Consider the following 14,196-nt stretch of genomic DNA (forward strand, 5'->3'; position numbering starts at 1 on the left):
GGTAAGGGTAACACTTCGTTTAGTTGTTTTGTGAAATCTAAAATACGCAGGTTCCAAGGTTTTATCGGTGGAGCCGGTAGAACAAGCGGACCCGTCACGACCTGCCCTGCGGTTCGAAAAAGGCACCCGCTTGTCGCCCTATGAGGAGGGGCAACAGCTACCCGCGATGTTTCATCATATGGTTCCCCCGGCCACCCGTGCGGCGGCAGGAGGAGCGCTTGCCTTGAGGCCGTTCATGTCATTCCTGAAGAATACCAAGATAAAAACGAAGGTCGTTTTTGTCATCTCGCTGATGAGCCTGATGTCGCTTTCCGGCATAAGCTATGTCAGCCTGCAATATAAAAGCACCGATAATGTCTATAGTGATTTCATCGGCCACGAGGCCCTTGCTGCGGTGCTGAACGCCAGAACAAGCGGAAATCTCAATGCGCTCGGCATGCAGATGCTTCGCGCCAGCCTCAACGATCCGGCCAGCAGCGATTTCGAAGCGGCCGTAAAGACCTTCAGGGCAGATCGCAAGCAGCTCGAGGAACGCCAGAACAAGATCATGGAACTCGTGCCGGCCCGCACGGACGCCGCGCGGGACATCCTCAAGGGTGTTGTCGAAGTCGAGGAAATCGGCAATCAGGTCATTTCCCTCATGCAGGCAGGACAGCGGGCCGAAGCCCAGCAGATGGCGCTTAACGTCCTGCGGAAAATCACCGAGGTTTCGCCGAAAATCAGTGCGGGTAACGAACAGCTCATCCAGGTCATGAATGAGGGCCGGGAGCGCCTTACCGCAAGCACGAATACGACGATCTGGACGGGTGTTGTCACACTCGCACTCATGTCTCTGGCCGTGATCGCGCTTGGCCTGCTCATCTCGTCCCGCGGCATTACCACGCCGATTGCACGCCTTCGCGCCCGCATGGAAGCGCTGGCGGCTGGGGATACTGCAAGCGAAATCGTCGGCATGGATCGCAAGGATGAAGTTGGCCAGATGGCCGCCACCGTTCAAGCGTTCCGCGAAAGCGCAGTGGAGCGCCTGCGGCTCGAGGCTGAAACGGACGCGAACCGGTCCATGTCCGAAAAGGATCGGATCGAGCGGGAGAAACAGAAGGCGCAGGAAGCCGCCGACGTTCAGTTCGCGGTCAACAATCTTGCCACCGCGCTTTCGAAGATCGCCGAAGGCGATGTCACTTACCGCATAGCGCAGCCCTTTGTGCCGAGCCTGGACGGCATTCGCGGCGACTTCAACAGGGCCGCGGAACAGCTGCAGTCGACGCTCAACCAGGTGGCGCAGAATGCCCGTGGCATTGATTCCGGCGCAAACGAAATCCGCGCAGCGGCCGACGATCTGGCGAAACGGACGGAGCAGCAGGCTGCGGCGGTAGAGGAGACCGCTGCGGCGCTGGAAGAGATCACCACGACGGTGAAGGATTCGACCAAACGGGCGCAGGAAGCCGGACACCTCGTCAGCCGCGCGAAGATCGGCGCCGAAAGATCCGGAGACGTGGTGCAGAAGGCCGTTGCCGCGATGGAACAGATCGCGACATCCGCGAATGAGATTTCCAATATTATCGGCGTTATCGATGAGATTGCCTTCCAGACCAACCTTCTGGCACTGAATGCCGGGGTGGAGGCTGCCCGTGCGGGCGAGGCGGGCAAGGGCTTCGCCGTTGTCGCGCAGGAGGTTCGCGAATTGGCGCAGCGTTCCGCAGGCGCCGCCAAGGAGATCAAGAACCTGATCACGACCTCGAACGGTCAGGTCCAGCAAGGCGTGCAGCTCGTCGGAGAGACCGGCAAGGCATTGGAACTGATCGTCACGGAAGTGCAGGAGATCAACCGCCACGTGGCGGCGATTGCGGAATCGGCACAGGAACAGTCCTCCGGTCTCCAGCAGATCAATACGGCCGTGAACCAGATGGACCAGGACACCCAGAAGAACGCCGCAATGGTGGAGGAGAGCACCGCGGCGAGCCACGGACTCGCACGCGAGGCGTCGTCGCTCAACCGGCTGATCGCCCAGTTCAAGCTGTCTGAAGCCGGTTACAGCGAGGCTTCCGCGCCCGTGCGAACCGCTTCGTCGGCCGACAGACCGGCGACCTCACCGGCCCGCGCCCTTGGCGGCCGGATCAGGGCGGCGTTCTCCGGCAACGCGGCACTGAATACGACAACGGATAATTGGGAGGAGTTCTGATACCCACTCTGCCTTCACGCCCTCCATGGCGCTGAAAGCACTATTCCAGACAGGGGCACCGGGGTCGGGTTTTTAGCCTGAGCCCGGTGTTCTGCTTTTCGGGACGGATCAGCCTGCCACTGCGCCGTGGCTATTCGTTGCCATTCGTCGTCATGTTGGTAAGGTTTGCCGCCATCGGGGCGGTGCCTGGGAGGGGAAGACATGATCGCAGCCTATATTGATGAATTCATCATGTTCTGCGTCGGCCTCTGGATGACGCTGGTGGGGTTCGGATATCTGTCCCTGTCGGGAAATCCAGCCCACCGGCCACCGGTGGCGCGTCACTTCAAGTGGATGGGCCCCATGCTGCTTATGATCGCGCTCATTCTGGCCATCGCTTCCTGATCTTTGAAGGTTGTCGTGTGGCGGCACTTTGCCTTTGGCTCGTTTTGCGGTAACAGGGGGCCATGATCAAAGCATCGAGTACCACCTGCATCTAGCTCCCGCCGCAGCGCGAGGAGCATCGGACGAGAAGCCAGCCGGCTTTTCGCCTGGTGTCGGCTTGCCGCAAGGCAAGCGAAGCGAAGACATGCAGTGAGATTACTCAATGGAAAACTATTTCGAAAGCCCGTTCCGGGGCATCACGCTCGACAAGCAGGTAAAGAACCCAAACCTCCTGGTCGGAAAATACAGCTATTATTCGGGCTATTATCACGGCCACAGCTTTGAAGACTGTGCCCGTTATCTGTTGCCGGATGAGGGCGCGGACAGGCTGGTGGTGGGGAGCTTCTGCTCGATAGGTTCGGGCGCAGCCTTCATCATGGCGGGCAATCAGGGCCATCGCAATGAGTGGATCAGCACCTTTCCCTTCTTCTTCATGCCCGAGGTGCCGGAATTCGAGAATGCCGCAAACGGCTATCTGCCGTCCGGCGACACAGTCATCGGCAATGATGTCTGGATAGGCTCGGAAGCTGTCATCATGCCCGGTGTTACCATAGGCGACGGCGCCGTGATTGGAACGCGTGCGCTGGTGACGAAAGATGTCGAACCTTACGCTATCGTCGGTGGCAATCCCGCGAAAACGATCCGCAAGCGTTTCGACGACGACTCGATCGAGCTGCTTCTGGAGATGAAGTGGTGGGATTGGCCGGCGGACCGGCTGAAAGCCGCGATGCCGCTCATGACCAGCGGCAATGTTGCGGAGCTTTACCGGTTCTGGCGGTCGGATAGCTCCCAGCCGTAAACAAACGGCCGGCCCGTCTCATCGAGGCGGGCCGAGCCTTTCCGAGGACCGGACATGTGGGTCAGCGTCGCCGTCAGTAAGCGGTATAGTCAGACCGGCATGAACGCCAAGACAGCTCCGTATCATCCTGCAAAGCCGTCCTGGGGAGACATCACGGCGGGTTTCATAGTGATCAGGCCACCGAATGAGGTCGCGCTGTGCGTGATCGCAGACGCCGGAGCCGGACTTCCATCTGTCTCCTCGCCTGAATGTCGCCTCGCCTGACGGCGACCGACATCCCTTCCACCCACGCCGTAATCGCGCCGTCATTGTCTCCCAACCGTGCACGGCATTCGCCGAGTTCTGCCCATACCGCCGAATAGTCGGGATCCTGCCGGATAGCCTCCTGCAGGTGATGCGCGGCATTGTCGAACTGCCCCGCCGCCGCCAGAGCCTTCGCGATTGAAAAGCGCAGAAGGGGACTGTCCCTCCCGTCTTCCAGCATCTTCATGAGTTTTGTTATCATCGTTGTCCCGGAGCAATGGTGAAACACCATGTATCGGTACGATCTCAAGCGCAGTTGAGGTCAAGCGGTATTTGGCGCGCTCTTCCTGCATGGGCCCTCATGCGAACGCGTCCGATGACGACGCGCGCCCTCCGTCAGGCTACGTCGCATCTCTCGCCATCGCCGAGTTGAAATGACCACAGCCTGTGGGTTAAAGCACGGATGTCCCTTAGGACGGACACGATTCCCCAGAATTATGGGTTTGCATGATCCCCGTCGCATTGCCCTCCGTCGAAGCGTTGCTTCTCCTTGCCTTCTTTCTCATCACGACCCTTGTGTGGGGCGTCTGGTCACTATGGCTGTTGGTTCGATACATGGGCGGGCGCTGGAAGCGCCCGATGATCCTGCCTTACGGGCTGGTGACCGCGGTTGCGCTTTTCACGCTTTTTTGGTTCGGTGAATTTTATCTGGAGATGAGCGCTTACGACAGGGAGAGAGCAATACGTTATCAGCCGGAACTTCTGGAACCCGCACGTCTGGGCGGGATAGATATGCCCAAGGGTACGAAGCTCGAACTGGCCATTGCCGACAACAAGGAGGCCTTCGATAGGGCCGTGTTTCCGCATCCGGTGCGGATCGCGGATATCGATGCCGTTGAGATCGCCCGTTATATCGCGATAAAAACCAATGAGAACCACGAAACGATCGGCTTCACCCCAGGCGACATGCGGATAACCGGTATTGGCGTGACCACGCAGAGCGACTGGCGTTGTGATGCAACGCAGCCGGTGGAGTTCGATCTCATGGCTGATGGCAGCATCTCTACCTTCAGCAAATGCATTCTCGCGGATGGCAATGTCGTTGACGGTATCAGCCTGCCGAAAGGCACCTCCCTGCGGGCCTCCACCGGCAATGTTTACACCGATGGCTTTGTCGATTCCGACAGATGGGTTCTCGATATACCGACTGGGCAGACCGTTCACATCGATGATTTCAATCTTTCAGAGGTAACGCTTGCCCTGAACAGCGAGCGAAAGCTCCACGAAATCAGCAGAGGCACTCTGTCAAAAGATGCCGCTCTTGGAGCGCTTCACCATGCCGCTGGAACCAATATTCGTTATAATCCCCGCAATCTTCGCAATGACTACCCAGACGCATGGCTGATAATTCCGCCTCTGCCCGATCCCGGTGCTCCGCCGGTTCCATCGCCGGATATCGTTCAGAGCAGGGATGGCGAGGTTCTTGCGAATTGAGCCTGCGGCGAAGACCTGCAGGGACGACTGACTGTCCCGCCTTGCCCTACCAGCCGTAGCTGAAGGTCAGGCCGCTGCCGTTATTGCCGTCCTGCACGACGTTGGTATCCGTGTTGCGGCCGTACTGAAAAATGCCATAGGCATTGTTGTTGCCGTTCTGCTGCAACGTCGCGGAATGGCCTACGCCCCGTTGCCGGATAAAGCCGAGATTGCCGCCGCCGTTCTGGGCAATGCCGGCGGCGTTGCCGCGGCCGAGCTGGCGGATGTCGGCATCCTTCAGGCCGCGGTAGAGCGAATAGGCGCGGAGGCCCGTCAAAAGCAGGTCGCCATCGGCGGCATTGCCGGGTGCGAGATCGAAGGAGATGCGACCGCCGGCGTGGGCCGGTGCCGGAGAACCAAGAGGTGCGAGGCCCCCGACGAGCACGGTAACAGTCATGAGTTTCAATATGTTGCGCGTCATTCTGATCTCCATCCGTCAGCGCCTTGCCGATGATCGAACATCGCATTTCGCAACTGAACCTGATTGGAACTGCCCGTTCACACGTCGTTCAGTCGCTCGACAGGATCAAAAGAAAAGGGCGCCTGAAGCGGCGCCCTTCACGGGTATAATTTACGGGCATGTCTTGGCTTAGTCGCCATCAACCTGCTTTGTACAGCTGAAGCTCCGGCCACCGATCACCATATCGAGCACCGCCTTATAGCGGGCTCCCTTCGCATCGAGCGTTACCGCGCTGAGCAATTGCGGACGTCCGGCTGCGGCATCAAAGTCACCGCCCTGATTGATCACCGAATGTCCGCCGCTTCCCGATTTTTCGACGTGAAACCCGTAGGTCCCGCCGGCAGTGACATCGGCTCCGGCAAAGGCCTCCAGCTTCACCATGCCCGCCTGCGACGTTGCCCTGATCTTGCAGACGTTTCCAGCCGTCGACTCCCGTGCGGTCGATATGGCCGCAACGGTGCCGGCGGGAAGCAGTGCCAGCGCAAGGATCGCCGCCAGGCGGCGCTTATAACTGATGCTGTGGGGCATGGCTGGTCTCCCGGATGATCTGATGTTTCGAGCGCGACCGGTTACACGTCGTGCGGGCGGTCAAGGGCAGGCTTGCACGAAGGCGGCGACATTGTCGTTGCCGCCCTGGCTCACATTGGCGCTGCATCCGCGGCCCACCTGGACACCGGCCGCGATGTTGCCGTTGCCGTCCTGCGTGAGGATGGTGGTGTGATTGGAACCGAACTGGCCGATGCCGGCCACGTTGCGGCTGCCGTTCTGATAGGTGGAGCCGTAATTGTCGTGCCCCTCCTGGCCGACAGCCGAGAGGTTATGCCGGCCATATTGATGACCGACAATCCGGTTGTAGCCGCCGTTCTGGTATGTGCGGATCCGGTTGCCGTAACCCTCCTGTGCACCGCCGGCAGAATTGGACCAGCCATATTGTTCGATGCGCACATCATTGGCCATGGCGGGTGCCGCGGCAGCGAGGCCGACGAGAGCGACGAGTGCACTTGCAATGAAAGACTTCCGGATCATGACGTGTCTCCTCAGGCGGATGGACCGCGGTTGAACGTCCCTGTTTTAGAACGTTCCACCGGAACGGAGGCTGAAGGCGTCATTCAGTCGTGGTTCATTGGCCGAAGGCCATAGGCGCCGGCATCGCTGAAACCAGCCTCCACGTTCCTGCGGTATCCTGACGGAACCGGAAACGCCTCTTCAGCGCCATATATCTGTCAGGCCGCCCGAAGCTCCGTGCACAGGATCGGTCTGCGGCTTCGGCAGGGATCTGATCCGCTCAAGCATGTCAGCGCTGGCGGAGGATGTTTGAATATCGGCTTCCTGCCCGGGCGGATAAGCACCCACCACTTGAAAATCCGGGGAGGAGTTGAGTTTCATATGGCCTGTCCCGGCGGGCAGGATCAGGCAGTCACCGCGGGCAACATCGAGAATTTGCCCCTCAGGCCCGCCGATCTGCAAGGTCGCTTCGCCACGTCCGACGCCCAGAACCTCGTGTGCCCCGCTGTGGTAATGGTGGTAGTCGAAAACGCCGTTGCGCCAGATGCCGCTCCATCCGTTGCGGGAAAATGTCGCTTCGAAATCCGCGGAATGAAAGTCCGTGCCGACATTGCGGTAAATGATCACGGGAAAGGTCTGGTTATTGGGGACCTGTCCGCTGGGGCCGAAGGTCAGTTGCTCGGTTTTCATGGCGATGCTCCTCATGACCGATTCTACCGCGAACAATGCGGACCGAAATCTGGCGGCGCATTTCAGCCGCCCAGGTCATAATCACTCCGGAGAGCGGGCAGTTCCGCAATGTCTTGACGAAAACGCGGTTGCGGCGGTCTCAAGCCCGGCGAACCGGGCTTGAGACGTTTTCTGGCTGGCTTACTCGGCCGTCGCCTGAATATCGACCTTGTCGAGAAGGCCCATCGGATTGTCGGAAGCCGCAACCAGGTCGAAGACCCCGAGGCCATTGACGCCCGTGGATTTGACTGTGACAGTCAGGGTTCCGGGCGTGCTGATGAAGCGCACCAGCGCCTCCACCGCGCCTTGCAGCTTCGGCTGCTCCGCCGCCACCTGCTGCAGCATCACACTGGCCACCAGCGTCAGCGTGCCGCGCACCTGATCCTCGGTCATGTCGTTCTGCAGGGCATAGAGCTTGATCGCCTTGGCCATCAGGCCTTCGTCCTTGACGGTGAGCTTCACCTCACGGCCGGCAAGCCCGAAAAGCGCCGCCTGCGCGCGATTGACGTCGAAGGAGAAGAACTCCTCCGTAAAGCCGCTGACCAGTCCGGCAAGATTGACGCTGCCGAAGTCCCTGCTGCTGAGCGAGATGTCGCGGATCACCAGATTGCTGTTCGGCTCGTCCCAGCCTGCGGAAAGGCCATAGGAGAAAGCCAGCGTCTCGAGACCCAGCTTGCGGGCCTCCACGAAAACGTCCTCCGTCGCGTCTGCGGGGATCGGAAGTGTGAGGTCGTCCTGCCTGATCTCTATATCGGTCGGAATGCCGTTGAAGGGCTTGGTCAGCCCCATCTCGAAATTCTTGAGCGTGAACCTGATGCGTTCCGGCGTGCCGGCCGCTTCTTCCTCCGGCTCTTTCGGCGCGGCAATATCGACGTTGATGCCGCCGACGCGCACCCGGCCAAGTTCCGGTATCAGGCGATTGAACTGAAAGGTCTCGATCTCGGTTTCATCGAGCGCGATAATCTGGGAGATACCCTCGATCGTCGAACTCCAGTCGAAACCCTTGAGGCTTGCTTCCGCCACTTCGATTTTGCCGTCGCCGTCACCGATCGACAGACCGTTCAGGCCGAAGTCGAGCTTGCGGCTGTCCATCTGCATGTCGATGCGGTCGATGGCGGCCTTGACCCTTTTGCCGGCCGCTCCCTCTTTTTCATCAGGTGCGTCGGCCTTGAAGCCGATAAGCTGCATGTTGCTCCTGCCGATCATGTCGAGGATGGACACGACCTTGGCAAAAAGCGCCTGGCGTTCCTCCGGCGGAAGCTGGTCGGGATCCTTGGTGACCGTCAGTGCCTTCAGGGTGTCCAGCAGCGGTTCGGATGGCATGCGGGCAGTAAAGCCATCGCTGCGGATCTCGTCATAGCTGAAACGGCCATCGCCATCGGAAAATGAAACCGTCTTGACGGAAAGCGGCCCATAGAGAGGTTTTGCCTCCTTGTCGTCAGGGCCGGCCTTTTCCGTATAGAGCCGCGCGAGATAAGCGACGTCGATGTCCTGACCAGCGATCACGCCGGTCGACACCGCCACATGCTTGTCCTCAATCGCGCCGTCGCTGTCGGGAAGCTGCATCTTGATGTCGTAGCTGCCCTTGTCGATCGAATACCGGGCGATACGGCCACAGGCGATCTCGGAGAGGACCAGGTTGTTGTAAACCGTCTTCTGCTCGGTGGTCGCGACCGACTGGCTCAACGTCAGCTCGGGCGTGGAGATGCGCGTCGCTGCGAAGCGCTCGATGCGGCGGGGCAGGGAGCCGCCGTTTCCTTCCGCCTGTGCGGACTTCTCGAACGCCGCATTCTCGATGCGGGCATGCGCCATGGAAAGCTTGCCGGTGGGCACATCCACGTCGATGTTGCTCATGTCCAGCGCGCCATCCAGAAAGGGCAGCTTCGGACGACCGTCAATAGAGGCAATGCGAAGGTTTCTGCCATCTTCGAGCGGCAGCGTCAGATCGCGAACATGAATTTTCCCGAGGAAATCGACTTCCACGGAACCGGCAGTCGCGCCGGTGCGCGCAACCAGTTCTTTCACCTTCGCCTCGTAGAAGGTCTTGCCGCCGATGACACCTGCGGCCGCAACGGCGACAATTGCCACCGCCGCCCATAGCGCCCTGCGCCGACCCTTGCCGGTATGGCTGTTTTCCTGTTCCACGACGTTGGTCCTCTCTCACATACTGATCATATTGCGCGCCTTTTAAGCACGCAAAAGTTGCTTAGCAAGAGCTGATCGACGCCCGTGAAGGCCGCGCTACATCCAGACCGTCAACGCCATGCCGGCCACCACAGGTGCGGCGCCAGCGCAAGCGTCGGGCGAAGGGGCAGACGCGGCCTCACCGGCAATAAGCTTTGGGTGGGCAGGGCCTGGAATCCGCCGCGTCACGCGCCATTGATGATATTGCAGATACCCTCGCGGATCACGTTCTTGTCCGCGATCTGTCCTGCCTGAATGTTGAAGACGGCGTCGATCCGCACAGCCGCACCCTTTTGCCGGGCCACCACCCGCAGCGTCTGAATTCTGCCGCTGCCGCTGGTCTCCTGGTGCGCATCGATGGACGACAGCGCCTTGTTGATCTGGATGCCCGAAAAACCTTCCGCCGCCACGGCCTGGGCGAGCTTCTGAAGCACGGCTGGCGCTTTCGCCTTCGGCAGCTCCTGCCAGGACTTGTAGGAAACAGCCGTCACCATCGGCACGCCGGAGACGGTGAAATTCTTCTCGCATGAGGCCGCGAAAACAGGGCTCGAGAAGGTGATCAGGCCAAGAGCCGCTATGAGGTATTTCATTTCGAACAATCCAATCGTTGGTGAAGGCTGACGACAACCGGCCGTGTCAGAAGGTTGACCGTTTGCCTCTGTAGGTGGAGGGCGGCGGCAGAGCCTCATGGGCCTGCGCAAGCGTTTCGAGCCATGTGGCCAGCCCTTCGGGAACCTCTTCATTGCCCGCCTCAAGCGCCTCGATCCAGGAGAGTTCGCATTGCAGCGCGGAGGCGATGTTGATCGGCGTCCAGCGAATGACCCGCAGGCATTGGTTAAAGCGTTCTGGCGACATGATGATTTGATTTTTCCCCGTCTTTTTCCCGCCGAAGCTCACCCACCGGGCGGCGGGAGTCAATTGCTTTTTTGCAACTCTTGATGGCTTGTTTCACTTCCCGACCCGGATTTGCCGGATGATAAACTTAGCTGATCGGCTAAGTTTTTGCTTGTGCCGCAATGATGGAACATGATAGTTAGCGATATGGCTAAGCATCATCCAGAGCTTTCACTCATCTTCCAGGCCCTTGCCGATCCCACACGGCGGGCAATTCTCGCTCGCCTCGGCAGCGGGCCGGCGCAGGTTACCGCATTGTCCGCTCCCACGGGTCTGCGCTTGCCCACGGTCATGCGCCACCTCGCCGTGCTTGAGGAGGCGGGGCTCATCGCCACATCCAAGGATGGGCGCGTGCGCACCTGCGCAATAGTACCTGAAGCGCTGGAGCCGGTGAGAACGTGGCTCGATGAGCAACGGGCCATGTGGGAGAGCCGGCTTGACCGGCTGGAGGCATTTGCAGTTCACGCGATGAAGGAGGAGGAACAATGACAACGAAACCCGGTCAACAAAGCGCACACGCTGAACCGCCACAAGACCGTTTTGCAACGCTCAGTTTCGAACGGGAAATTGCCGTTCCGCTATCGGCTCTGTGGCAGGTCTGGCTGTCACCCGCCGCCCGGGCGGTGTGGGCCTCTCCCTCACCCTCGGTGACAGTGGAATTCCTGGAGGCGGACAGCAGGCTGGGCGGTCGCGAAGTGTCGCTCTGCAAGGTCTCCGGCCAACCGGATATTCGCTGTGAATGCGGCTGGCTGGAGCTTCAGCCAAGCCGCCGCAGCGTGAATTACGAGGTGGTCTCATCCAGCGGCGTTACCCAGTCGGCAGCGCTGGTGACTGCCGATTTTCAGGCGACGGAAGAGCGTAGCCGCTTGACCGTAACGGTGCAGCTTTCGTCCCTGGTCGAGGATATGCGGGATGGCTATCAACAAGGTTTCAGCGCCGGTCTCAACAATCTGGCCAGCGTGGCCGGGCGAACCATGGTGCTGGAGCGAACGATAAAGGTGCCGCGAAACATCGTCTGGAAAGCCTGGATGAACGAAAAGACGCTGCCGCAATGGTGGGGCCCGGAAGGCTTTTCCTGCCGCACGAAGAGGATTGACCTGCGATCCGGCGGTGAATGGGTCTTTGACATGATCGGCCCAGACGGCACAGTTTTCCCGAACCATCATCGTTATGTCGAGGTCCGCCCCGAAGAGAGGCTCGCCTATACGCTGCTATGGGGCGAAAACGGGCCGAAACATGCTGACGCCTGGGCCTCCTTCGAAGATCAGGATGGCGCGACGAAAGTTGTGCTGGGCATGGTGTTCAGCACGGAAGCCGAGTTCCAGCAAGCGAAGGGTTTCGGCGCCGTGGAGCTGGGTCAGCAAACGCTGGGGAAACTGGAGCGCTTCGCCAAGGCGTTATAGATGCGCCGTGCCGCCAGCTCTATGTGCAGAGGTCTCGATACTGGCTCCTTTCCAGACCGGCATTAATCTTCAAAGCCGCTCTGCGCGTGCGAGATCGTCTTGCAGGTCCCGCCTAATCTGTTATTTCGGCTCAGCCTACGGAAGCGTGATGGTAGAGCGGGCTTCTGCGGGCAACCTGAAGGCCACTTGGGTCAATAATGGGCGTCAGCCGAATTGGCTTGACCGTACACAAGCGCAGGGCCGTGATGCGCTCGAGGATGAAGTCGTCGAGCTGGTGGCATCCGTGCTCGCACTGATGGCGTTCAGATTGCTGCGTCAGGCCGATCCACGGAATCGGTTTCCGGTGCATCTACTTCTCGAGGAAGCGCACCGATATATTTCCGAAGCAACCTCCCGATATGCGATTGACGCAAGCAAGATATATGAGAGAATCGCCAAAGAGGGACGGAAATACGGGCTTTTCGTGTTGGTCGCTTCGCAGAGACCAAGCGAGCTTTCGAAAACTGTGCTCTCGCAGTGCTCGAATTTTGTTGTCCATCGCATACAGAACCCAGATGATCTTTCGCAGATCCGGCAGATGACACCGTTCATCTCGGAAGCGGTTCTGAAGAGGTTGCCGTCTTTGCCGAAACAGCACGCGCTCGTCTTCGGAACATCAGTGAACCTCCCGACCACTTTCAAAGTGCGGGAAGCGAAACCGCTTCCGAAAAGCGATGACGCCAAGACCGGGGAGCTCTGGTTTCACGAAGAGGGGCGTGCAGCTCAGATCCGGATCTCTGCGCCACCTGTCCAGAATGCCGGTCCAGGGGGCGTATTCGACTAATGATCGACGCCTCTGGAAGAGTTAGTAGCGGTGCTGGAAGCCCGTCTATTGAAGGGTTACCATACCTGCTGCTTTTCAATAAATCACGTCCATTCAGCGTTTTAGATCATCCAATGAGCGGGTCGGCGGTCCATATCCTTTCAAGAGCGGGTTGTTTTCATCGCTCGAAGGGAGTCAACCATTTCGAATGTCTAGGGGCAGGCCCCGATGAGCGTCGCTCGATAAAGGTCGAGGCGATAAGAATGCGTTTTGCGACGACCGGCTGCCCTCTTGTCTCAATGCGTTCCAACAATAGCCGCATCGCTGTAGCGCCCATCTCCCCCCCTTGTACCCTGATGGTCGTCAGGGGCGGAGATATTTGGGTCGCGGCGGAAAAATCACCGAATCCGACAACGGACATGTCGTCTGGTATGCGGTATCCACGTGCTAGTAGCTCGGAAACAGCGGTCAGCGCCAGCCCATCGTGAGCGCAGAACAGGGCTGTTGGTGCGATCCCTGCAGTGTGAAGAGTTTGCAGCGCAGGGATAAAGCCTCCATCTTCGTCAAAGCGCAGGACATGCAGTCTTGCATCGGCATGTTGCTCTAAACTTTCGCGCAGACCGTGATATCGCTCCATACGACCGCGATAGCCTTCCTGCCCCTGCACGAAAGCGATGTCGCGATGCCCGAGTCCAAACAAATAATCGCCGACCGCTATCCCTGCTTCGTGGTCCGTGCCGCCGACATGATCGGCCTGTTCAAGTGGAAGCACCCACCCCAGTCGAACCGAAGGCAAGCCCGACGCTTTGACAATGTCCAGCGTCTTTTGTTCGTGCGGCCCAACAAGAATGATACCTGCGCTATCTTTCACCATCGCCTCGACCCTGTCGGCGTCATGCGTCCACTGCAACCGTACGGCTTGACCTAGTCGATGCGCCTCCTTCTGCATGCCGTCCTGCAGCATCGTCCGCAACTCGTAACTCACGCTATCGACCTGATCGTGAAAGATCAGAGTAATCTCGCGTTGCTCGTCGGCGGGCTTCGGGCGCTGATAGCCCATCATCGCGGCAGCGTCCTCGACGCGCTTGCGCGTCGCCTCACTGACTCCTGCTTTTCCTGAAAGTGAACATGAGACCGCAAATTTTGACAGGCCGGTGTGATTGGCGATGTCCTGCAATGTCACTTTGCGCATAACGCATCCTCCCACGATGAACCTTGTCTCGAAATAAGTTTAACATAACGCTTTACCTAACAAATTACATAATACAAGCTAAACAAATACCGGCATGCTAGCTATCTTTTTCTGGCGTGGCATCCGTCCGAAAAATCGCGGGATCGATCCTGAGGAGGAGAGATAATTCCGCGATGCGTGAGTGGAGGAGGAAAACAAATGCAAGGATTCAATCGCCGCGCGTTTCTCGCTGCGAGCACCGCTGCCGTCATACTGCCCGCTTTGCCAGCGTTCGCGCAGACCACGGCCGTCAAAGACCCCGCCATGCTGGACGCCTTGGTCGGGGAGGGTAAGCTGCCCGCCGTTGTGGA

16 protein-coding genes are annotated in these 14,196 nt (G+C 59.2%); 7 read left to right on the top strand and 9 right to left on the bottom strand.

What is annotated here, in order from left to right; all coding sequences use genetic code 11:
• The first annotated feature begins 235 nt into the window (after positions 1–235).
• From FHW77_RS04275 to catB, 3 genes are all read left to right on the top strand, one after another.
• Positions 236–2,179: a methyl-accepting chemotaxis protein gene (locus tag FHW77_RS04275; protein WP_004444865.1), complete on the top strand. Its 1,944-nt coding sequence runs from the start codon at positions 236–238 to the stop codon at positions 2,177–2,179.
• A 201-nt stretch (positions 2,180–2,380) separates the two neighbouring features.
• A complete protein-coding gene (locus tag FHW77_RS04280; protein ID WP_044459299.1) occupies positions 2,381–2,563 on the top strand; it encodes a hypothetical protein in 183 nt (60 codons plus the stop codon).
• Between the two features lie 202 nt (positions 2,564–2,765).
• Complete coding sequence (gene catB / locus FHW77_RS04285; protein ID WP_004444860.1) at positions 2,766–3,401, top strand: type B chloramphenicol O-acetyltransferase; 636 nt, start codon at positions 2,766–2,768, stop codon at positions 3,399–3,401.
• 172 nt (positions 3,402–3,573) lie between these two features.
• Here the strand turns inward: catB and FHW77_RS04290 are convergent, their stop codons facing one another.
• Entirely contained in the window at positions 3,574–3,906 is a 333-nt protein-coding gene (locus tag FHW77_RS04290; protein WP_004444857.1) for a tetratricopeptide repeat protein, read from the bottom strand.
• Between the two features lie 245 nt (positions 3,907–4,151).
• Between FHW77_RS04290 and FHW77_RS04295 the strand changes: the two genes are divergently transcribed.
• Positions 4,152–5,138, top strand: coding sequence for a hypothetical protein (locus FHW77_RS04295; protein WP_182590353.1), 987 nt, complete (start codon positions 4,152–4,154; stop codon positions 5,136–5,138).
• Positions 5,139–5,184: 46 nt separating this feature from the next.
• Here FHW77_RS04295 and FHW77_RS04300 read toward each other — a convergent pair whose 3' ends face one another.
• The 7 genes from FHW77_RS04300 to FHW77_RS04330 all read right to left on the bottom strand — a co-directional run bounded on the left by FHW77_RS04300 (position 5,185) and on the right by FHW77_RS04330 (position 10,410).
• Positions 5,185–5,598 (bottom strand): curlin, encoded by a 414-nt coding sequence (locus tag FHW77_RS04300; RefSeq protein ID WP_162696206.1) that lies wholly within the window; start codon positions 5,596–5,598, stop codon positions 5,185–5,187.
• Between the two features lie 168 nt (positions 5,599–5,766).
• Positions 5,767–6,165: a curli-like amyloid fiber formation chaperone CsgH gene (gene csgH, locus FHW77_RS04305; protein ID WP_111813615.1), complete on the bottom strand. Its 399-nt coding sequence runs from the start codon at positions 6,163–6,165 to the stop codon at positions 5,767–5,769.
• A 60-nt stretch (positions 6,166–6,225) separates the two neighbouring features.
• Positions 6,226–6,663 carry a curlin gene (locus FHW77_RS04310; RefSeq protein WP_006700628.1) on the bottom strand — a complete coding sequence of 146 codons (438 nt, stop codon included), beginning with the start codon at positions 6,661–6,663 and terminating at the stop codon, positions 6,226–6,228.
• Between the two features lie 180 nt (positions 6,664–6,843).
• A complete protein-coding gene (locus FHW77_RS04315) occupies positions 6,844–7,332 on the bottom strand; it encodes a cupin domain-containing protein (RefSeq protein WP_111813617.1) in 489 nt (162 codons plus the stop codon).
• 180 nt (positions 7,333–7,512) lie between these two features.
• Complete coding sequence (locus tag FHW77_RS04320; protein WP_182590354.1) at positions 7,513–9,516, bottom strand: aq_1923 C-terminal domain; 2,004 nt, start codon at positions 9,514–9,516, stop codon at positions 7,513–7,515.
• Positions 9,517–9,740: 224 nt separating this feature from the next.
• On the bottom strand, positions 9,741–10,145 hold the full coding sequence (locus tag FHW77_RS04325; RefSeq protein WP_004444843.1) for a hypothetical protein: 405 nt from the start codon (positions 10,143–10,145) through the stop codon (positions 9,741–9,743).
• A 46-nt stretch (positions 10,146–10,191) separates the two neighbouring features.
• Positions 10,192–10,410 (bottom strand): hypothetical protein, encoded by a 219-nt coding sequence (locus FHW77_RS04330; protein WP_004444840.1) that lies wholly within the window; start codon positions 10,408–10,410, stop codon positions 10,192–10,194.
• A 186-nt stretch (positions 10,411–10,596) separates the two neighbouring features.
• Here FHW77_RS04330 and FHW77_RS04335 point away from each other — a divergent pair, with 186 nt between their 5' ends.
• From FHW77_RS04335 to FHW77_RS04345, 3 genes are all read left to right on the top strand, one after another.
• The gene (locus FHW77_RS04335; RefSeq protein WP_037092612.1) at positions 10,597–10,938 is read left to right on the top strand and encodes an ArsR/SmtB family transcription factor; all 342 of its coding nucleotides are present in this window, start codon (positions 10,597–10,599) and stop codon (positions 10,936–10,938) included.
• Positions 10,935–11,852, top strand: coding sequence for an SRPBCC family protein (locus FHW77_RS04340; protein ID WP_182590355.1), 918 nt, complete (start codon positions 10,935–10,937; stop codon positions 11,850–11,852). Before FHW77_RS04335 ends, FHW77_RS04340 begins: the two co-directional genes overlap by 4 nt.
• A 148-nt stretch (positions 11,853–12,000) precedes the next feature.
• Positions 12,001–12,675, top strand: a complete 675-nt coding sequence (locus tag FHW77_RS04345) for an ATP-binding protein (protein WP_286086088.1) — start codon at positions 12,001–12,003, stop codon at positions 12,673–12,675.
• 157 nt (positions 12,676–12,832) lie between these two features.
• On the opposite strand, the gene FHW77_RS04350 is transcribed toward FHW77_RS04345, so the two are convergent.
• Positions 12,833–13,846 carry a LacI family DNA-binding transcriptional regulator gene (locus FHW77_RS04350; RefSeq protein WP_044459309.1) on the bottom strand — a complete coding sequence of 338 codons (1,014 nt, stop codon included), beginning with the start codon at positions 13,844–13,846 and terminating at the stop codon, positions 12,833–12,835.
• Between the last annotated feature and the right edge of the window lie 350 nt (positions 13,847–14,196).

Source organism: Agrobacterium sp. RC10-4-1 (assembly GCF_014138475.1).
Lineage (GTDB): Bacteria > Pseudomonadota > Alphaproteobacteria > Rhizobiales > Rhizobiaceae > Agrobacterium > Agrobacterium pusense.